21 protein-coding genes are annotated in these 17,536 nt (G+C 72.2%); 15 read left to right on the top strand and 6 right to left on the bottom strand.

The window, feature by feature from the left end:
* The first annotated feature begins 27 nt into the window (after positions 1-27).
* A complete protein-coding gene (locus AB0H71_RS32775) occupies positions 28-1,401 on the top strand; it encodes an FAD-dependent oxidoreductase (RefSeq protein ID WP_357029058.1) in 1,374 nt (457 codons plus the stop codon).
* Positions 1,402-1,496: 95 nt separating this feature from the next.
* Here the strand turns inward: AB0H71_RS32775 and AB0H71_RS32770 are convergent, their stop codons facing one another.
* Both AB0H71_RS32770 and AB0H71_RS32765 read right to left on the bottom strand, forming a co-directional pair.
* Complete coding sequence (locus AB0H71_RS32770) at positions 1,497-1,883, bottom strand: ankyrin repeat domain-containing protein (RefSeq protein WP_357029055.1); 387 nt, start codon at positions 1,881-1,883, stop codon at positions 1,497-1,499.
* A 4-nt stretch (positions 1,884-1,887) separates the two neighbouring features.
* Positions 1,888-2,523, bottom strand: a complete 636-nt coding sequence (locus AB0H71_RS32765; protein ID WP_357029052.1) for a UdgX family uracil-DNA binding protein — start codon at positions 2,521-2,523, stop codon at positions 1,888-1,890.
* A 117-nt stretch (positions 2,524-2,640) separates the two neighbouring features.
* Here AB0H71_RS32765 and AB0H71_RS32760 point away from each other — a divergent pair, with 117 nt between their 5' ends.
* Complete coding sequence (locus tag AB0H71_RS32760; protein ID WP_357029049.1) at positions 2,641-3,666, top strand: DNA topoisomerase IB; 1,026 nt, start codon at positions 2,641-2,643, stop codon at positions 3,664-3,666.
* 9 nt (positions 3,667-3,675) lie between these two features.
* On the opposite strand, the gene AB0H71_RS32755 is transcribed toward AB0H71_RS32760, so the two are convergent.
* Positions 3,676-6,228, bottom strand: a complete 2,553-nt coding sequence (locus AB0H71_RS32755; RefSeq protein ID WP_357029046.1) for a LuxR C-terminal-related transcriptional regulator — start codon at positions 6,226-6,228, stop codon at positions 3,676-3,678.
* A 175-nt stretch (positions 6,229-6,403) separates the two neighbouring features.
* Here AB0H71_RS32755 and AB0H71_RS32750 point away from each other — a divergent pair, with 175 nt between their 5' ends.
* The 5 genes from AB0H71_RS32750 to AB0H71_RS32730 all read left to right on the top strand — a co-directional run bounded on the left by AB0H71_RS32750 (position 6,404) and on the right by AB0H71_RS32730 (position 8,721).
* The gene (locus tag AB0H71_RS32750; RefSeq protein ID WP_357029043.1) at positions 6,404-6,814 is read left to right on the top strand and encodes a hypothetical protein; all 411 of its coding nucleotides are present in this window, start codon (positions 6,404-6,406) and stop codon (positions 6,812-6,814) included.
* Positions 6,815-6,954: 140 nt separating this feature from the next.
* Positions 6,955-7,722 (top strand): DUF6328 family protein, encoded by a 768-nt coding sequence (locus AB0H71_RS32745; RefSeq protein WP_357029040.1) that lies wholly within the window; start codon positions 6,955-6,957, stop codon positions 7,720-7,722.
* Between the two features lie 29 nt (positions 7,723-7,751).
* On the top strand, positions 7,752-8,243 hold the full coding sequence (locus AB0H71_RS32740) for an anti-sigma factor (RefSeq protein ID WP_357029037.1): 492 nt from the start codon (positions 7,752-7,754) through the stop codon (positions 8,241-8,243).
* 86 nt (positions 8,244-8,329) lie between these two features.
* Positions 8,330-8,491 (top strand): hypothetical protein, encoded by a 162-nt coding sequence (locus AB0H71_RS32735; RefSeq protein ID WP_357029034.1) that lies wholly within the window; start codon positions 8,330-8,332, stop codon positions 8,489-8,491.
* Positions 8,491-8,721 (top strand): cold shock domain-containing protein, encoded by a 231-nt coding sequence (locus AB0H71_RS32730; protein ID WP_357029032.1) that lies wholly within the window; start codon positions 8,491-8,493, stop codon positions 8,719-8,721. Before AB0H71_RS32735 ends, AB0H71_RS32730 begins: the two co-directional genes overlap by 1 nt.
* Positions 8,722-8,724: 3 nt before the next feature.
* Here the strand turns inward: AB0H71_RS32730 and AB0H71_RS32725 are convergent, their stop codons facing one another.
* Positions 8,725-9,753 carry an alpha/beta hydrolase family protein gene (locus tag AB0H71_RS32725; RefSeq protein ID WP_357029029.1) on the bottom strand — a complete coding sequence of 343 codons (1,029 nt, stop codon included), beginning with the start codon at positions 9,751-9,753 and terminating at the stop codon, positions 8,725-8,727.
* Between the two features lie 161 nt (positions 9,754-9,914).
* Between AB0H71_RS32725 and AB0H71_RS32720 the strand changes: the two genes are divergently transcribed.
* Entirely contained in the window at positions 9,915-10,910 is a 996-nt protein-coding gene (locus tag AB0H71_RS32720) for a nitronate monooxygenase family protein (RefSeq protein WP_357029026.1), read from the top strand.
* Here AB0H71_RS32720 and AB0H71_RS32715 read toward each other — a convergent pair.
* Complete coding sequence (locus AB0H71_RS32715) at positions 10,876-12,102, bottom strand: TMEM143 family protein (RefSeq protein WP_357029023.1); 1,227 nt, start codon at positions 12,100-12,102, stop codon at positions 10,876-10,878. The two genes, AB0H71_RS32720 and AB0H71_RS32715, sit on opposite strands and share 35 nt — an antisense overlap.
* Before the next feature lie 121 nt (positions 12,103-12,223).
* On the opposite strand from AB0H71_RS32715, the gene AB0H71_RS32710 reads away from it, so the two are divergent.
* Both AB0H71_RS32710 and AB0H71_RS32705 read left to right on the top strand, forming a co-directional pair.
* Positions 12,224-13,513 (top strand): cytosine permease, encoded by a 1,290-nt coding sequence (locus AB0H71_RS32710; RefSeq protein ID WP_357029020.1) that lies wholly within the window; start codon positions 12,224-12,226, stop codon positions 13,511-13,513.
* On the top strand, positions 13,510-14,193 hold the full coding sequence (locus tag AB0H71_RS32705; RefSeq protein ID WP_357029017.1) for an isochorismatase family cysteine hydrolase: 684 nt from the start codon (positions 13,510-13,512) through the stop codon (positions 14,191-14,193). The genes AB0H71_RS32710 and AB0H71_RS32705 overlap by 4 nt, the downstream gene beginning before the upstream one ends.
* A 4-nt stretch (positions 14,194-14,197) precedes the next feature.
* Here AB0H71_RS32705 and AB0H71_RS32700 read toward each other — a convergent pair whose 3' ends face one another.
* Entirely contained in the window at positions 14,198-14,608 is a 411-nt protein-coding gene (locus AB0H71_RS32700) for an Ltp family lipoprotein (protein ID WP_357029014.1), read from the bottom strand.
* 199 nt (positions 14,609-14,807) lie between these two features.
* Between AB0H71_RS32700 and AB0H71_RS32695 the strand changes: the two genes are divergently transcribed.
* The 5 genes from AB0H71_RS32695 (at position 14,808) to AB0H71_RS32675 (ending at position 17,494) form a co-directional block, all read left to right on the top strand.
* The gene (locus AB0H71_RS32695; RefSeq protein ID WP_357029012.1) at positions 14,808-15,443 is read left to right on the top strand and encodes a DUF2510 domain-containing protein; all 636 of its coding nucleotides are present in this window, start codon (positions 14,808-14,810) and stop codon (positions 15,441-15,443) included.
* On the top strand, positions 15,440-15,937 hold the full coding sequence (locus AB0H71_RS32690) for a PASTA domain-containing protein (protein WP_357029009.1): 498 nt from the start codon (positions 15,440-15,442) through the stop codon (positions 15,935-15,937). Before AB0H71_RS32695 ends, AB0H71_RS32690 begins: the two co-directional genes overlap by 4 nt.
* Positions 15,938-16,184: 247 nt before the next feature.
* Positions 16,185-16,580 carry a hypothetical protein gene (locus tag AB0H71_RS32685; RefSeq protein WP_357029006.1) on the top strand — a complete coding sequence of 132 codons (396 nt, stop codon included), beginning with the start codon at positions 16,185-16,187 and terminating at the stop codon, positions 16,578-16,580.
* A 25-nt stretch (positions 16,581-16,605) separates the two neighbouring features.
* Positions 16,606-16,968, top strand: coding sequence for a hypothetical protein (locus AB0H71_RS32680; protein WP_357029004.1), 363 nt, complete (start codon positions 16,606-16,608; stop codon positions 16,966-16,968).
* 1 nt (position 16,969) lies between these two features.
* Positions 16,970-17,494: a M23 family metallopeptidase gene (locus AB0H71_RS32675; protein WP_357029001.1), complete on the top strand. Its 525-nt coding sequence runs from the start codon at positions 16,970-16,972 to the stop codon at positions 17,492-17,494.
* Positions 17,495-17,536 lie beyond the last annotated feature (42 nt).

Below are 17,536 nucleotides of genomic sequence, written 5' to 3'. Positions count from 1 at the left end.
ACACCGCCCGGCGGTAGCGTGGCGCCCATGAGCGAGCGACTGGTGGTGATCGGCGGGGACGCGACCGGAATGGCCGCGGCGTCGCAGGCGCGGCGGCTGCGGGACCCGGGCGAGCTGGAGATCGTGGTCTTCGAGCGCGGGCATTTCGCCTCTTACTCGGCCTGCGGCATCCCGTACTGGGTGGGCGGGGCGGTGGACGACCGGGACGACCTGATCGCCCGCACCCCCGAGGAGCACCGGGAGCGCGCGATCGACCTGCGCTTCGGCCACGAGGCGCTGGAGCTGGACCCCGCGGGCCGCCGGGTCCTGGTCCGCGACGACACCGGCGCGGAATCCTGGACCGGATACGACAAACTCGTCCTCGCCACCGGCGCCGAGCCGATCCGCCCGCCGCTTCCCGGCATCGACGCCCCCGGCGTGCACGGCGTGCAGACCCTGGACGACGGGCAGGCGCTGATCGATACCCTGACCGGCCAGGACTCCGGCGACGCGGTGGTCATCGGCGCCGGGTACATCGGCGTCGAGATGGCGGAGGCGCTCATCCAGCGCGGCTACCGGGTGACCATGCTGCACCGCGGCGCCGAGCCCATGTCCACCCTGGACCCGGATATGGGCGCGCTGGTCCGCAAGGCCATGGACGGCATGGGGATCACCGTGGTCAACGAGGCGCGGGTGACCGCCATCGGCACCGGCCCGGACGGCCGGGTGCGCGCGGTCGAGACCGCCGACGGCTCGTACCCGGCCGACGTGGTGGTGCTCGGCCTCGGCGTGCGCCCGGCGACCGATCTGGCGGCCGCGGCGGGGCTGCCGCTGGGGGAGTCGGGCGGGCTCCGCACCGACCTGGCCATGCGGGTGCGCGGCCACGCCGACATCTGGGCCGGGGGCGACTGCGTCGAGGTGCTCGACCTGGTCTCCGGGCGGGAGCGGCACATCGCGCTCGGCACGCACGCCAACAAGCACGGGCAGATCATCGGCACCGGGGTCGGCGGCGGGTACGCGACCTTCCCCGGCGTGGTCGGCACCGCGGTGAGCAAGGTGTGCGCGCTCGAGGTGGCCAGGACCGGGCTGCGCGAGGCGGACGCGACCGCGGCGGGGTTGCAGTTCGTGAGCGTGACGATCGAGTCGACCAGCCGGGCCGGGTACTACCCGGACGCCAGCCCCATGACGGTGAAGATGCTGGCCGAGCGGCGCACCGGCCGGTTGCTCGGCACCCAAATCGTGGGGCAGGAGGGTGCGGGCAAGCGGGTCGACATCGCCGCCGTCGCGCTCACCGCCCGGATGACGGTCGAGCAGATGACCACGCTCGACCTCGGCTACGCGCCGCCGTACTCGCCGGTCTGGGATCCGGTGCTGGTCGCCGCGCGCAAGGCGGTGGCGGCGGTTCGCGCCGCGGGGTGGTGAGGGTGGGTCGCGGCAGCTGAGTCGGAGACTCGGCTCGGCCGCGCGCGGCCGCCGGGCTGTACTGCGGCGCGAGGTCGGCGTGCGGTACGGGCCCCTCAGCCGAAGAGCGCGAGGAGTTCGGTCTTGCCGAACATCGCCGCGGCGTCGCGTGCGGACGGACTCCCGGCATCCGGGTCCGCCCCGCCCGCGACGAGCACCCGCACCACCTCGGCCTCCCCCTTGAAAACGGCCCCCGCCAGCGGCGTCTGCCCGCGATCATTGGCCCGATCCGGATCGGCCCCACGCTCCAGCAGCACCCGGACCGCCTCCGCGTGCCCGTGGTAGGCGGCCAGCATGACGAGCGTGTCCCCGCGTGAATTGGTGAGATCCACCGGCACCCCGGCGTCCAGGTACCCGGCGAGCGCCGCCGCCGCACCGCCCCTGGCCAGGTCGAAGAGGCGACCGGCCAGCTCCAGCACCTCGGGGTCGGGTGTCTCGCTCACCGGCTCATCGTGGCAGAGCTTCCAGTGCGGCCCGCGCCCGGCCGAGGTCGGCGGCGAACTCGCGGTACGCCTCCTCCCGGTCCGGGGCACGCAGCACCGCCGACGGATGCACCGTGGCGAGCACCGCATGCCCGGGCAGCTCGACCAGCTCACCGCGCCGCTCGCTCACCCGGAACCCGGTGCCGAGCACCGCCTGCGCCGCGATGGCACCGAGGCAGAGCACCAGCCGCGGCCGCACCGCGCGCAGCTCGGCGGCGAGCCAGGGCGCGCAGGCCACGATCTCGGTGCGCCCCGGCTGCCGGTGGATCCGCCGCTTGCCGCGCTCGGTGAAGCGGAAGTGTTTGACCGCGTTGGTGAGGTAGCAGGCGCCGCGGTCGATGCCCGCCTCGTCCAGCGCCCGGTCGAGTAGCCCGCCCGCGGGGCCGACGAACGGGTGCCCGCGCCGGTCCTCCTGATCCCCGGGCTGCTCGCCGACCAGCAACAGGGCGGCATGCGCGGGCCCCTCGCCGAACACCGTCTGCGTGGCGTCCCGGTGCAGGTCGCAGCCGCGGCACCCGGCGGCGGCCGCGCGCAACTCGGCGATCCCGGCGCCCTCCGGCACGAATTCCCCCGCACCCGGCACATTTCCGCGAGCGGCCATGCCGGCCCTCCTCTCCGTCGAGTGCGGCGGGTGTACCCGGCGCCACCCGGCGGAAACCGGGGTGCTCACCACCGGAAAAGCAGGAATGAGCGGGCCGGGGGAAGGTACCCGCAGGGTATGCGGTTACGGCGGAGCGACCCCGGTGGACCCGGCCTGCGACGGGTGCGTCGCGGCAAGGGCTTCTCGTACCACACCGCCGACGGCGGCCCGGCGGACCCGGAGGACATCGAGCGCATCCGCGCGCTGGTGATCCCGCCCGCCTGGAAGGACGTGTGGATCAGCGCGCACCCGAACGGCCACATCCAGGCCGTCGGCACCGACGCGGCCGGGCGCAAGCAGTACCTCTACCACGAGCGCTGGCGCTCGGCCAGGGGCGAGGAGAAGTTCGACCGGGTGCTCACGCTCGCCGCCAAGCTGCCCGCGGTGCGCGAGCGGGTGCACGCCGACCTCGGGCTGAGCGGGCTGCCGCGCCGCCGGGTGGAGGCGGTCGCGGTCGACCTGCTCGACCGCGGCGTCTTCCGGGTCGGCGGCGAGGAGTACGCGGAGGAGAACGGCACCCGCGGCGTCGCCACCCTGCTGCGCGAGCAGGTCACGGTGAGCGGCGACGCCATGCTGTTCGACTACACCGCCAAGAGCGGGCTGCGCCGCCGGGTCCGGGTCACCGACGCCAGGCTGGCGCGGGCGGTGCGCTCGCTGCGCCGCGGCCGCTCCGGCTCCGATCGCCTGCTCGTCTACCGGCAGGGCGACGCCTACCGCGAGCTGCACTCCGACGACGTCAATGCCCGCTTCAAGGAGCTCGCCGACTGCGAGTGCAGCGCCAAGGACCTGCGCACCTGGCAGGGCACGGTGCTGGCCGCGGTCACCTTCGCCACGCTCGGCCGCCCGGATTCCGAGCGCGGCCGCAAGCGGGTGCGCAAGGAGGTCATGGAGACCGTCGCCGAGGCGCTCGGCAATACCCCGACCGTCGCCCGCGAGTCCTATGTCGACCCGCGGGTGGTGCGCGCCTGGGAGAACGGCGAGACCATCGCGAGCGCGCTGCCGCGGGCGGGGAAGCAGGAGGACGAGGATGCTCGCCGCGACATCCTCGAACGCGCGGTCATCCGCCTGCTGCGCGACCGCAACCGCGCCCGCCGAGCCGCCTGACCCCGCTCCTCACAGCAACCCCAGGTGCCGCGCCCGATCCAGCGCCCCGGTGCGCGAGTGCGCGTGCAACTTGGTGTAGATGCCGCGCAGGTGCGTCTTCACCGTGTTCACCGAGATACCGAGGTCGACGGCGATCTCACCGGCCGTGCGCCCCGACGGCAGCCGCGCGAGCACCTGCATCTCGGTCTCGGTCAAGCCGTGCCCAGCCCGCCCGCGCCCGGCCGCCGCGTGCCCGCGCACCGCGGCGACGAAGGCGTCGCGGTGCCCGAAGGACCCCGCCGTCTCGTCCAGCAGGCCGATCACCCCCGGCACCTCCAGGAACGGCCGCACCAGGTGCTCCGGCTCGGCCAGCTCGACCGCCGACTCCAGGCACCCGCGGGCGCGCGCGGGCACGCCGGTGGCCCGGTGCGCGGCGGCGAGCAGCAGCAGCGCCGTCACCCCGGTCACCTTCGGCACGGCGGTCCCGGCGATCGGCTCCAGCAGCGACCGCACCGCCTTGGGCCGCCCGGCCGCGTGCGCCAGCGCGGCCGCCCCCGCCACCACGTCCGGCAGCTCGCCGAGCCGTTCCCTGGCGCGGTCGAGCAGGCTGCGCGCCGCCACCGGCTCCTGCACCGCGAGCAGCTCCCACACGGTGTGCCGGATCAGCCCGCCCACCACCGCGGGGCGCGGGTGCCGGTCGAGCAGCCCGAGCAGCTGCTCGCGCAGCTCGGTGACGGCCGCGTACCGGTCGGTGGCCTGCCCGCAGCGCACCAGCAACCCCACCACCAGCGCGTGCCTGCCCGCCACCGGATCCGCGATCCCGGCCGCGTCCGGCCGCACCGCGCAGACACCGTCCAGCGCCGCCCCGCCCTGCTCCTCCCCGCGCAGGTAGCCGGAGAAGACCAGCATGGCGCGGGCCTGCGCGACATCGGTCACCTCCCGCACCCCGTGCCGCTCCGCGCAGTCCAGCGCGTACTCGGCCCGCCGCCGCATGCCGCCGAGGTCGTCGGCGAGCCCGGCGGCCATGGCGAGCCGGGTGGCCGCGCGCACCATCAGCCGCGGCTGCCCGGTGCTCTCGGCCAAGGTGAGCGCGCGGCGCAGCAGCTCCTCGCCGCGCTCCCGGCCGCCGTCGAGCACCGCGAGCGTGGCCCACTGCACCGCCGCGTAGCCGTCGATATCGGGGTGCGCGGTGCTCGGCGGCTCCGCCTCCGGCGCCCGCGTGCCCGCGGTGACCAGCGCCGCCTCCAGCCCGGCCGCGGCCGCCAGCGCGGCCACCCAGCCGGGCGGCGCGAACGACGGGGTTCCGCTCCTGGTGGCGAGCACGTCGAGGTAGGCGACGGCGTTCTCGTTCTCGCCGCGCACCAGCGCGTCCACCGCGCGCAGCGCCCAGACGAAGGGGTCGTCGGCGAGCAGCGGCCGCTCCCGGGTGAGCGCGGTGAGCAGGCCGGGGCCGTCCCCGGCGAGCACCACCGCGGGGCCGCTGGTGCGCAGGTAGCCGCGGACCGGCTCGTCGTCCGGCTGGGCCAGCAGGTGCGGCAGCGCCGCCGAGCCGAGCCCGGCCGCCTGCAGCCACTGCGCGGTCACCAGGTGCAGCCGGGCCGCGCGCTCCGGGCCGAGCCGGTTCACCTCGGCCAGCAGGAAGGCGCGGAGCAGCGGGTGGTAGCGGTACCAGAGTGTGCCCCCCGCGCCGGTGCGGGTGAGCGGGAAGCCGAGCCGCTCCAGCCGGTCCAGCCGGTCGCCGGTCTCCGGCCCGGCCAGCAGCGCGGCCAGCGGCTCGGTGAACTGCTCCGGCACGCTGGTCAGCACCAGGAAGTCGCGGAGCTCGGCGGGGAGCGAGTCGAGCAGCTCGCCGATCAGGAAGTCGGAGACCGCCGCCGCCGGCCTGGCCAGCACCGCGAGCGCGGCGCTGCGGTCGCCGGGGTAGGCGGCCAGGTAGAGCGCGGCGATCCGGACCAGCGCGGGCCAGCCCGCGGTGAGCCGCATGATCGCGTCCAGCTCGGCGGGCTCCGGCGGGCAGCCCTGCGCCGCGCAGACCAGCGCCGCCTCGGCCTCGGTGAAGGCGAGCCGATCCGCGCCGAGACGCCGCATCCGCTGGTCCGGCATGGTGTGCCAGCGCAGCGGCGGGTCGAAGCGCCCGGAGAGCACGGTGACCAGGGTGGGCGGCGCCAGCCGGAGGAACTGCTCCAGCCCGGCCAGCACCAGCGGGTCGTCGATCAGGTGCACATCGTCCAGGATCAGCACGGTGTGCGGGGCGTCCGGGGGACGGCCCGCGAGCAGCGCGGTGAGCGCGCTCGCCGGGGTGCGGTGCCCGGCGGAGGGGTGGGGCAGGCCGAGCCGCGCGGCGAGCACCCCCGCGAAGGCGCTCGCCGTCGCGCGTTCCGGGGTGACGGTGAGCAGCGCGGCCGCGAACCGGCTCTGCTCGGCCCACGCGGTGAGCAGCGAGGTGCGGCCGCTGCCCGCGGGCGCGCTCAGTACCAGCACCCGCGCTGCCCCGGGCCGGACCGCCTCTTCGATCGCCGCGACCAGCTCGGGCCGGGCGATGGTGCGGAAACCCGCCGTGCCGATCACCGTCGACAGCGCCACGCCGCCTCCTCGGATGGTCGATCGAGCTACTTCTGAGCAAATCGGTCCTGGAAATGTGAAGATACTCCGTTTCCGCTGGTAGCAATAGAACTCACCCGAATCGGGTGATGCGTGCGGCGAGTCGGGGGAGGAGATTCGGCGACACCGAAAACCCACCCGACGAGAGGGGTCTCCCATGACACACGCAGGCGAAACCGGGCACCCCGTGCGCCAGGGCTTCGCGGCGGCCACATCGATCGCCGCCGCGGTACTGCTGCTCGCTGTCGCCGTGCTCTCGGTGCTGCAGGGCATCTCGGCGGTCGCCGAAGACGCGCTGTTCGTGGTCGGCCCGGAGTACGTGTACTCGTTCGACACCACCACCTGGGGCTGGATCCACATCGTGCTCGGCGTGCTGCTCGGCATCGCCGCGGTCGGGCTGATGACCGGTGCGACCTGGGCCCGGGTCACCGCCATCGGGCTGGCGGCGCTCTCCATCATCAGCAATTTCCTCTGGCTGCCCTACTACCCGGCGTGGTCGCTGCTGATCATCGCGCTGGACGTGGTGGTCATCTGGGCGGTCGCGACCTGGCGCCCCGAAGCGCGCTGACCCGGGGACGCGGCAACGGCGGGCATCGGAGCCTCGGCTCCGGTGCCCGCCGCTCGTGTGAGTTGCGGGTGCGGCCCGAATGAACAGCGGGGAACCGGGTAGCACCGCTTACGAGAACACGGGCAGGAGCAGCGATCGTCATGACCGGAAACCACGGTGGTCCGCAGCCACGCGGCGACCGGACCGAGGACCCGCAGGGCGACGCCTGGAACTGGCAGGCCCGCGGCGAGACCGCGACCGAGCGGCTCGACCGCAACTTCGGCCAGCTGCTCCAGGAGCTGCGGGTGCTGCAGACCGGTGTGCAGCTGCTCACCGGCCTGCTGCTGATCCTGCCCTTCCAGGACGGCTTCGAGGATTTGGGCGGCGCCGAGCGCGGCATCTACCTGGCCGCGGTCACCTTCGCCATGGCGGCCACCGTCGTGCTGGTGGCCCCGGTCTCCTGGCACCGCGTGCTCTTCCGGCGCAGGCGCCTGGAGGAGGTCGTGACGGCGGCGCACCGCTGCGCGCTGACCGGGCTGCTGCTGCTCGGGCTCGCGCTCACCGCGGTGGTGGTGCTGATCGTCGCGGCCGTGATCGGCATGGTGGCGGCGGCGCTGGCGGGCGCCGTCACCGGGCTGCTCTTTCTCACCGTGTGGCTGCTGGTGCCGCTGCGCTACCGGCGCCCGCCGCTCGACCAGGACCGGCGGGAGCCGGCCCACGGCCACACCGCCCGCCCCGACCCGCGCCCCGGCGACGACGCCGCGCGCCCGGGCCCCACCGTCGACGCCACCCTGTCCGACACCGCTTCGACCAGCAGGATCTCCCGCGCCAGGCGCCGTTCGGGGCTGCTGCCCCGGCCCACCCGGCGCCCGGGCGGCCGGGCCCGCCGCACCGCCGACGGAAACGGCGGCGCCCCGAACCCGGCCTGACCCCGCGCGAGGTCCGGAACAGGCATCCCATGTCCATGCGCCCGCACTTCCCCCGCGGCCACCGGGGCACCCGCCCCGCTGCCCGGCCGCGCCCGCGCTCCCGGCCGACGGCCACCCCGGCCCGGGTCGAGCTCCGGGTCGCGCCCGACCTCTCCCAGCTCATGACGTTGCGCGCGCTCGCCGAGGCGACCGGGCTGCAGGCCGGGCTGAACACCGCCGAGATCGTCGACCTCGGCCTCGCCATCGACGAGGCCGCGACCGCGCTCATGGCCGACCCGGCGCCCGGCTCCGCGGTGCGCTGCGAGATCGCCGTCGACGCCAGGCGGGTCACGGTGCGGATCAGCGGCGTCAGCCGCGCGGAGGCACCGCTGCACCCGGACCACTTCGGCTGGCACATCCTGTGCTCGCTCACCGACCGGGCCGCCACCGACCAGGAGCCCTTCGACCCGCGGCGCGGCGGCTACCCCACGGTCGTCGACTTCAGCCACCCGCGGCAACGGCTGCTCCGCGCGGTGCGATAGCCGAGGTTTCATTTCGGGACCCCCGGGAATAACGCGAACACCACCGGCTGCCCCGGTGGTGGATCGCAGCAGAGGAGAACGCCGTCATGACACGTCAGTCCGGCACGAATCGACGCGGCTCGGAGCGCACCGATATCCCCGAGGACTCCGCCCCCGCGGTCGAGTGGCCGGACCCGAGCCCGCTCTCCTCCTGGTGGCAGCAGGTGATGCGCGGGTCGGGTGCCGACGCCGCGGCGGCGGGCGCCTGATGGAGTGGCGCACCGGCACCGTCGCCTGGTTCGACGCCGCCAAGGGCTTCGGCTTCATCCGCGCCGACGACGACACCGAGGTCTTCGTCGAGTTCGGCAGCATCGACCAGCCGGGTTACCGCACCCTCGCCGAGGGGCAGCAGGTCAGCTTCACCAGCGCCGAGGGCCGCACCGGCGCGGAGGCCGTCCTGGTCCGCCCGCGCGCCGCGGAGCACGAGCTCGCCGCCTAGCACTCAGTACAACCCCGCCGAGAGCGCGGGCCAGGACCGCTTCAGATCGTCCTGCCAGTACCCCCAGGAGTGCGAGCCGTCCGGCGCGATCTCCACCGTCGCCGGGATGTCCAGCTCCGCGAGGCGGTTCGCCAGGTTGCGGGTGCAGTACGCGGTGCCCGCCTCGATGACCCCGCCGATCACGATCTGGTTCGCCAGCTGCTCCGGATTGTTCGGGTCGCCCATCATGAACGGGTCGCCGAGCCGGTCGTAGCGGCCGGGCAGCCCGCCGCCGCTGGAGAGGTAGAGCGTGGTGCCGCGCAGCTTCTCGGCCTGCACCAGCGGGTCGTTCGCCGCCCAGCCGGGTGCCTCCGGCGGCCCCCAGAGGTTCTCCACGGTACCGCCGCCCCAGGTCTCCACCGACATCTGCACCAGCCGGTGCCCCACCGGATCGCTGGTCTGCGCGCAGCCGCTGTAGGCCCCGACGCTGCGGTAGAGCCCCGGCTTGGTGATCGCGAGCAGCAGCACCGAGGTGCCCGCCATGGAGATCCCCGCGATCGAGTTGTTGCCGTTGGTGTGCAGCGCCGCGTCGATGATCGGCGGCAGCTCCTCGGTGAAGAAGGTCTGCCACTTGTTCACGCCGAGTACGGGATCCGGCCGCTCCCAGTCCGCGTAGTAGCTCCAGCGGCCGCCGATGGCGGTCACCACATTGACCTCCTTGTCGGCGAGGAAGCCGAGCGCGTCGGTCTTCCCGGCCCAGGTGGCGACGCCGTCCTCGCCGCCACCGCCGCCGTTCAGCAGGTAGAGCACCGGGCGCGGCACCGAGGTGTCGGCGGGGCGCTGCACCTCCACCGGCACCGTCTTGCCCATGGCGGCGGAGTGGATGTGCAGCACGATATTTCGCGCGTCCACCGTCTCCACCTTCTCGATCCGCGACCCGTTCGGCGCCGTCGCGCCCGCCGCGACGGCGGCCGGCTGCGCCGATGCCGTCGGCCCCGCCCCGGCCGCCGCGATCAGCACCAGCGCCAGCGCCGCCACAACCCTGCCCCGCATGTGTTCCGCTCCTCCCGGCCCGTCCGATGACGTGCCCCCGCGCACATTCGACGCCGCGCGGTCCCGCCGGGCCAGCCCCAAAAGGCTGGTCTGAAGAAAATGGGGGCACCGTGGTGATCACGCTCTCACTGGATGAGAACAGCATTTCCCTCAGTGCTGCGATGTGGTCTCATCGAACGGTGTTGAAGACCAGGTTCACCGAGGAATTCGGGATCGAGCACCCCGTCGTCTGCGGCGGCATGACCGCCGTCGGCACCGCCGAGCTCATCGCCGCGGTGGCCGAGGCCGGCGCGCTCGGCTTCCTCACCGCGCTCACCCAGCCCACGCCGGAGGCGCTGGTCGCCGAGATCGCCCGGGTGCGGGAGCGCACCGACAAACCCTTCGGCGTCAACCTCACCATCCTGCCCACCCGCAACCCGGTGCCCTACGACGAGTACCGGGACGCCATCGTGGCCGGTGGCGTGAAGATCGTCGAGACCGCGGGCGCCAACCCCGAGCCGCACCTGCCGACCTTCAAGGCCAACGGGGTGAAGGTGGTGCACAAGGCGGTCGCCGTGCGGCACGCGCTCAAGGCCGAGCGGCTCGGCGTCGACGCCATCAGCATCGACGGCTTCGAGTGCGCCGGCCACCCCGGCGAGGACGACGTCCCCGGCCTGGTGCTCATCAATGCCGCGGCCCGCAAACTGAGCATCCCGATCATCGCCTCCGGCGGCATCGCCGACGGCGCCGGGCTGGTCGCCGCGCTCGCGCTCGGCGCCGACGCGGTGAACATGGGCACCCGCTTCGTCGCGACCCTGGAGGCCCCGATCCACGAGAACGTCAAGCGGCAGATCGTCGCCAACGACGAGCGCGCCACCCAGGTGATCTTCCGCGAGTTCCGCAATACCGCGCGGGTCGCCCGCAATGCCGTCTCCGAGGAGATCGCCGAGCTCTCCCGGCGCCCCGGCGCCACCTTCGCCGACATCGCGCACCTGGCCTCCGGCGAGCGCGGCAGGCGCGAGGTGCTCGGCGCCGGCGATATGGACGGCGGGCTGTGGTGGGCCGGTCAGTCGCAGGGGCTGATCGACGAGGTGCTCTCGTGCAAGGAGGTCGTCGCGGGGATCGTCGGCGACGCCGAGCGCATCATTGCCGGGCGACTGGCGGGAATGCGGGGATAGTCCGCCGGAACAGCCGGTCCCAGCGCCGATCCAGCCGGGCCCGCGCCGCGGCCAGCGGCAGCACGCCGAGCCCGCCCCGCTCGTCCGCGGTGAGCAGGTCGAGTTCGCGCAGCCGCCGCAGCCCATCCCGGATCCGGAAGTCGAAGGTTGCCGCCCACTGCTCGCGGAACCACTCCTCGACCCGGGCGTCCAGCTCCGCCCCGGTGAGCGGCGTCTCCGCCGTGAGCAGGAAGTAGTAGGCCAGCACCGCCTCCTTCACCTCGGATTCCTCCGCCGCCCCGAGCAGGTGCTGGAGGACGCCCTGGTCGTTGTCCAGGTTGCGGAAGTAGAGGTGCTCGGAGAGCGTCTTCATGAGCTGCAGCTTGCGGTTCTTGAACTTGGAGAACTGCCGCACCAGGTACCCGCCGAACGCCGCCAGCCCCGCTCCGAGCGTGATCAGCGCGGCCTGGTCCAGCCGCACCGGGTCGTCGCGCAGCCCCGCCCAGAACGCCAGCAGCAGCACCACCGGCCCCAGCGAGGCGATCAGCTTGGTGGCAACGACGACGATTCCCGACACCGCCGCGGGCACCCCGATGAGCAGCTTGTCCAGCGGCCGCATCCGCACCCGGACCGTCGGGTAGAGCATCTCCAGATCGTTCTTCGGCACGTTCTGGAAGAGCTTGAGCAGCACCCCGCCCTCCGGCTCCGCGAACGCGATGTAGACGAGAACCTTGGCGTAGCTGGTGAATTCGAGATCGCGGTGGCGCAGCCCGAAGAGCCACGGCACCCGCTCGGTGCGCTGCGAGACCCCGCGCCGGAAGAAGAGCGCCGTCTCGAACTCGCTCTCGTCCACCTCCAGCCGCACCTTCACCAGCGCGTGCTCGGTGAACGCCCGCCGCATCTCGTCGGCCGGGATCCGGGTGTAGTCGGCCGCCTCCGCCAGCGCCACCAGCTCCCGCTCCACCGTCGCGCGGGCCGCCGCCCGCTGCTCCGCCGTCGCGGGGGTGAGCACCCGCTCGTCTTCCGAGGGATCCACCACCTGGTAGGCGTCGAGCGCGGCCTCCCCGCGCTCGTGGAACTCGTGGTGCACCAGCGCGGCCAGCAGCCGGGCGAAGTCGGTGAACGGCCCGCGCTCGGCGTCGGGCAGCGCCGCCGCGCAGAGCGCGATCACGGTGTTCTTACGGAAGGGCAGGAAGTGTTCGGCGGGCTCCACGGCGAAAAGCCTAGGGCCGAGAGGATTCGGCCACATCTCCGTAACCGGGGGCCGATCCGGACACAGACCCGTAACAGCGCGCGCCCGCCGGGGAAACATGAGGTCGCGAACGTATACAGCCATGAGTACAGAGCTGAATACGGCACCGGTCGCGGCGCCCGCTCCGAGCGACGAGTACGAGAGCGTCCCGGTGCCCGCGTCGGCGCGGCGCAGCCTCGCCTCCGTGTCGGCCGTCTGGCTCGGCTTCCCGATGATCCTCACCTGTGCCGTCTTCGGCGGGCTCATCGTGTACTCGCTCGGGTTCTGGCGGGGGATGCTGGCGATCCTGCTCGGCAACCTCGTGCTCATGGCCTACGTCGGGGCGCTGAGCTACCTCGCCGGGAAGACGGGGAAGAGTTTCGCGCTCATCGCCGTCGGCACCTTCGGGCGCCGCGGCTACCGCGTGGTCTCCGGCTTCCTGGCGACCGTGGTGATCGGCTGGTTCGCCTTCCAGACCGGGCTCACCGGCTCGATCCTCGCGACCAGCCTCGGCTGGGACGAACGGCTGACCTCGCTCGGCGCCGGAATCGGCTACGTCCTGGTGACCCTGCTCGGCATCCGCGCGCTCTCCGCCATCGGCGTCATCGCCGCGCCGCTCTACCTGGCGCTCGGCAGCACCGCCGTGGTGCTCGCGCTCGGCGAGGGGAGCTGGGGTTCGGCGCTCGGCTACGCCGGCGCGGGCTCCGCCCTGAGCCTCGGCGCCGCCGTCACCCTGGTGATCGCCTGCTTCATCGACTCCGGCACCATGACCGCCGATTTCACCCGCTGGTCGAAGAACGGTCGTGAGGGCTTCCTCGCCGCGTTCTCCGCGTTCCCCGTCGGCAATACCGTGGCCCTGGTGATCGGCGGCCTCATCGTCGCGCTCGGCGCCGCGGCGAACCCCGGCACCGACGGCGGCAACTTCCTCTCGATCCTCATCGACCGGGGCGGCTGGCTGGTGCCGGTGGCGGTGATCTTCGTCTTCGTGAACCTGGGCTCCGTCTGCGCGCACTGCCTGTACAACGGCGCCGTCGGCTGGAGCCAGCTCACCGGGCAGCGCATGCGCGCCCTGAGCGTCGTGCTCGGGGCGATCGGCGTGCTGCTCGCGGTGGCAGGCGTCTGGTCGCACTTCGAGACCTGGCTCAACCTGCTCGGCGTCATCGTCCCGCCCATCGGCATCGTCCTGATCCTGGACCAGCTGGTCCTGCGCCGCGCGACCCGCGAAACCGCCTGGCGCTGGGAAGCTTTCGCCGCCTGGTTCCTCGGCGCCGCCGCCGCGCTCGCCGCCCACGAATGGGCCCCCGGCCTCTCCGACGCCCTCGTCGGCATGGTCGTCGGCGCCGCCGTCTTCTCCGCCCTTTCCCTTCGCCATCGAGAGGCTGTCAGCGCATGACCAAGCAAGTGCAGGCCCGCCCCTACGCCTGGCCCTACGACGGGCCGATCGACCCGGCCGTCACCGCGGTCATCTGCATCGACTGGCAGGTCGATTTCTGCGGGCCCGGCGGTTACGTCGACGCCATGGGCTACGACCTCGCCCTCACCCGCGCCGGCCTCGCCCCCACCGCCGGGTTGCTGTCCGTCGCCCGCGCCGCCGGGCTGACCGTGATCCACACCCGCGAGGGCCACCGGCCCGATCTGGCCGACCTGCCCGCCAACAAGCGGTGGCGCTCGGCGCAGATCGGGGCCGAGATCGGGAGTGCCGGTCCGCAGGGGCGGATTCTGGTACAGGGGGAGCCGGGGTGGGAGATCGTTCCCGAGGTCGCTCCGCTGCCCGGGGAGCCGATCATCGACAAGCCGGGCAAGGGGGCGTTCTACGCCACCGACCTGGATCTCGTACTGCGGACCAGGGGAATTCGGAACATCGTGCTGACCGGGATCACCACCGATGTGTGCGTGCACACGACCATGCGCGAGGCGAACGATCGCGGGTACGAGTGCCTGATCCTCTCCGACTGCACCGGCGCCACCGACCCCGGGAACCACGAGGCGGCGCTGCACATGGTCACCATGCAGGGCGGCGTTTTCGGCGCGGTCGCGGATTCCGCGGCGGTGATCGCGGCGCTGGAGGCGTGACCCCTCAATAGGCGGCGTTCGCCCCGTACTCCGCCTGGGCTCGCGTGAAGCCCTCGTACACCAGCTGATCGATCAGCCCGGACCGCGAGAACGACGTGAGCTCCAGATACTGCTTCGCGCTCCGCGCCGCCTGCTCGTTCCAATCCACAGCCAAGCTGTCCACCGCGAATGTCGCGTCCGCGGTGGAGAATCCCTCGTACTCGAGCTGATCGATCAGCCCCTTGCGCGAGAAACCCGAGATCTCGAGGTACTGCTCCGCGGACCGGATGGCGTTCCGCTGTCCGGAGGTCACCTGATCCTGCACTGCGGAGAAGCTGTCCCCCGCGGGGGCGGCGGAGGCCGTGGGGGCGGCGAAGGCGAGGGCCAGGGCGGTGGCGCCGACCACCAGCGGCCAGCTCTTCGAGGCGGGGGTCATGTCGTGCTCCTGGGGAGAAGAGGCGTCGCACCCGCGTGCGCGGGGGCCGCAGAGCATAGGACAACGCATCCAACGGCGGTGTCTGTCGACCGTTCGATCGACTGCCCGGCACCGCACGGCACTGTGTACGTTTTGCCGGGCTCTCGGCGGCGCGCCCGTTCGGGGAGCTTCCCGTGCCGGACGTTCGAGGGGGCTCTGCGTGACCTACCCATCTCCACCACCCACGCGTTCTCCCGATCTGCCGCGCCCTCCGCAGAAGTCGAACGGCACCCTCTGGATTCTGCTCGGCGTTCTCGCCGGATTCCTGGTGCTGTGCGGAGGGTGCCTCGCGGTATTCAGCAGCAGCGAGGATATGTCTGAACCCTCGACGGCACCTGTCAGCCGCCCGCCCGCCGCTGACCGTCCCACGTCGACGGACAGGTCACCCACCACCACCCGGACACCGGTTTTCGGGCCGTCGGACAGCCGGTGCGCCGATGCTTCGGCGGAAGTGGTCGAACTCGTGCAGAGGGGGATCACGCCCGCCGGATGGAAACTCATCAACGGCATCGTCATCGACTGGCGCGGGAAAACCTTCATCGGCGGAACGATCGTGGACGGAAGCGGAAAGGCGAAGGAACGCGCTGACGTATGGATCATCGCCGACGCGACGGTCTACGCCGCGACCGGTGGTGCCCGGAATCATACGACCTTCCCCAAGGCATCATCAGCACCGCTTCATATCGGGCCTGACGATCCACAAGTGCAGGCTGTCGACACCTGTGTAGTCAACCGCACTCTCGGCCGATGGATCTTCTTTCAGCACAACACATTCGCAGGGGAGAAACGAATTTGAACCACCAGCAGCCGCCATTTCCGAACCAGCCGTACCCGCAGCCGCCTTATGGTCAGCAATATCCTCCCGTTCCGCCGAAGAAGAAGACGAACGCGTGGGTATGGGTCGTCGTCGGCGTGGTGGCACTGTGCGGAATCGGCATGGTCGGCGCCGCGATCGACGGCGGTGATTCGAAGGACGCCGCGGAGAGCACGCGGCGCACCCCGGCGGCTGTCGTCGCGCCCACCCAGGCGGTCGCCGCGCCGACGGCGTCTGCGCAGCCGGTGGTGCGGGATGTCGCGATTCCGGATGTCATCGGGAAGAACGGCGCCATCGCCGCCGACGAGCTGAAGAAGGCCGGATTCACCAATGTCACCCACGGCTCGGCGACGCCGGGCGTGGATCTCGTCGTCCTGCTGTCCAACTGGACCGTGGTCTCGATCGAACCCGGGCCCGGCGCCGTTCATCCGACGGACGCGGCAATCGTCCTCACCTTGACCAAGAACAACCGGTAGCTCGGCTCGTACCCGTACTCGCGATTGCCGGCGGCGGGGAAAACGAGTAGCCCTGTACCCGCGTTTATGCCGGGATGCGGTCATATTCTCGATGGTGTCGTCGGGAATCGCAATTCGAACCCCTGGTGCGCCGGGAGAAGAACACCGACAGGCGCGAGAATTCTGATATCCGACATCGTCCTGCCGTCCGACGCCTTGCGATGTTTTCTCGCCGACTTCCTGCGAACCAAGGAAGGACATCTCGACAATGACCGATATCTTCTTCGGCGATCCGGACAACCCGATCGCGCCGAGCAAGGCGATCATCCACGACAACGACACCTTCGAGGTGCAGTGGTCCGCCCGCAACGGCAGCGCCGCCGACGTCGACACCTTCATCGACCGGCTCGTGATCACGAGCATCCCCGAGGGGTGCCCCGGCAGCGACGACGCCGACCACCCCGTCGTCTACGACAGCGGTACCGACGGTGATCCGGACGACTTCACCGAGCCCGCGCTCGCCCCCGGCGAGGCCGGACCGCTGCTGCACCCGACCGTCGGCCCGTTCACCGCCGGCTCCTACCGACTGACCGTGACCCTGGCCGACGACCTGGGAACCGGGGACGCGACCTTCAACTGCGTCACCATCGTCGCCGCGCCGTGAAGTAGCGCAATTACAAGGACTTGTCATGGCTTTCGATTTCAATGTCGACGTCAGATTGACCGACGCCAACGACCCCACCAGCGTCCAGTTCATCAATATGACCATCGGCTCGGCCCCGCCGGGTGCGGATCGGCTCTCGGGCGACTGGCGCGGCGCCTCCGTTCTCATCCCCGCGGATTCCGGCGAATTCGACTGGGACGACCGGCCCGGAATGGGCACCGCCTTCGTCTTCGACGGCCCCTCGGCCGACGCCAGGCTGGTGCTCGGACTCCTCGATTTCCGCGCACCCGGCGGCGGCCTGCCACCGCGCGGCGCCAGCGGGGCGGGATCGGTGACCGACCCCGACGACCCGCAGTTCCTCGGCGACGTCACGTGGAAGGTCACCTGACATGCCCGCCTTCGATCTCCGGATGACGAATCCGTTTCCCACCGGTGCGAACGGCCTGTTCCACGGTGGCCCCGGCGACGGCGGGCACGGCGGGCCGCACTGGTTCGACGAGTTCGGCATGGACCTCGGCGCGCCCGTGACGACCCAGGTTCACGCCGTCTTCGACGGCAAGGTGACCGACGTCAAACACCCCGTTCCGCACGGTGGCGAATACGGCGACCAAGTCTGGGTCCGCGCCGCGAACGCGGACCTCGACCCGAATGCCAGCGGTGGTGTCGGCATCTTCTACACCCACCTGAGTTCACCGCTCTCGATCGGCGATGTCGTCTCCCGCGGCGACGTGATCGGCACCGTCGTCCAGTTCGGTGAGATTCCGGCGCACCTGCACGTCGCCCTGGCCGAGCGCCGGGGTGGTACGAACTTCGGCGTCAACCTCTATTCGACGTTCAAGGCCACCGTCAATTCGTCGACGGTCATGGTCGTGAATTTCAAACAGAACGGAAGCCCGCCTACCGTGACGGTATGAGGAGCCCTCGTATCGACCGGTTCCCGCCGCGTAGGGATAACG

Origin of the sequence: Nocardia sp. NPDC050697, from assembly GCF_040654395.1 — a bacterium.
In the GTDB taxonomy this organism is placed as follows: Bacteria; Actinomycetota; Actinomycetes; order Mycobacteriales; family Mycobacteriaceae; genus Nocardia.
This window is presented reverse-complemented; position numbering and strand designations above follow the sequence as displayed.

Coding starts and splice junctions, on each gene's coding strand:
- AB0H71_RS32760 (WP_357029049.1), top strand. CDS start 2,641: ATGCGGTTACGGCGGAGCGACCCCGGTGGACCCGGCCTGCGACGGGTG.
- AB0H71_RS32720 (WP_357029026.1), top strand. CDS start 9,915: ATGTGGTCTCATCGAACGGTGTTGAAGACCAGGTTCACCGAGGAATTC.
- AB0H71_RS32700 (WP_357029014.1), bottom strand. CDS start 14,608: ATGACCCCCGCCTCGAAGAGCTGGCCGCTGGTGGTCGGCGCCACCGCC.
- AB0H71_RS32765 (WP_357029052.1), bottom strand. CDS start 2,523: ATGGCCGCTCGCGGAAATGTGCCGGGTGCGGGGGAATTCGTGCCGGAG.
- AB0H71_RS32730 (WP_357029032.1), top strand. CDS start 8,491: ATGGAGTGGCGCACCGGCACCGTCGCCTGGTTCGACGCCGCCAAGGGC.
- AB0H71_RS32710 (WP_357029020.1), top strand. CDS start 12,224: ATGAGTACAGAGCTGAATACGGCACCGGTCGCGGCGCCCGCTCCGAGC.
- AB0H71_RS32740 (WP_357029037.1), top strand. CDS start 7,752: ATGTCCATGCGCCCGCACTTCCCCCGCGGCCACCGGGGCACCCGCCCC.
- AB0H71_RS32735 (WP_357029034.1), top strand. CDS start 8,330: ATGACACGTCAGTCCGGCACGAATCGACGCGGCTCGGAGCGCACCGAT.
- AB0H71_RS32675 (WP_357029001.1), top strand. CDS start 16,970: ATGCCCGCCTTCGATCTCCGGATGACGAATCCGTTTCCCACCGGTGCG.
- AB0H71_RS32680 (WP_357029004.1), top strand. CDS start 16,606: ATGGCTTTCGATTTCAATGTCGACGTCAGATTGACCGACGCCAACGAC.
- AB0H71_RS32745 (WP_357029040.1), top strand. CDS start 6,955: ATGACCGGAAACCACGGTGGTCCGCAGCCACGCGGCGACCGGACCGAG.
- AB0H71_RS32685 (WP_357029006.1), top strand. CDS start 16,185: ATGACCGATATCTTCTTCGGCGATCCGGACAACCCGATCGCGCCGAGC.
- AB0H71_RS32750 (WP_357029043.1), top strand. CDS start 6,404: ATGACACACGCAGGCGAAACCGGGCACCCCGTGCGCCAGGGCTTCGCG.
- AB0H71_RS32725 (WP_357029029.1), bottom strand. CDS start 9,753: ATGCGGGGCAGGGTTGTGGCGGCGCTGGCGCTGGTGCTGATCGCGGCG.
- AB0H71_RS32705 (WP_357029017.1), top strand. CDS start 13,510: ATGACCAAGCAAGTGCAGGCCCGCCCCTACGCCTGGCCCTACGACGGG.
- AB0H71_RS32775 (WP_357029058.1), top strand. CDS start 28: ATGAGCGAGCGACTGGTGGTGATCGGCGGGGACGCGACCGGAATGGCC.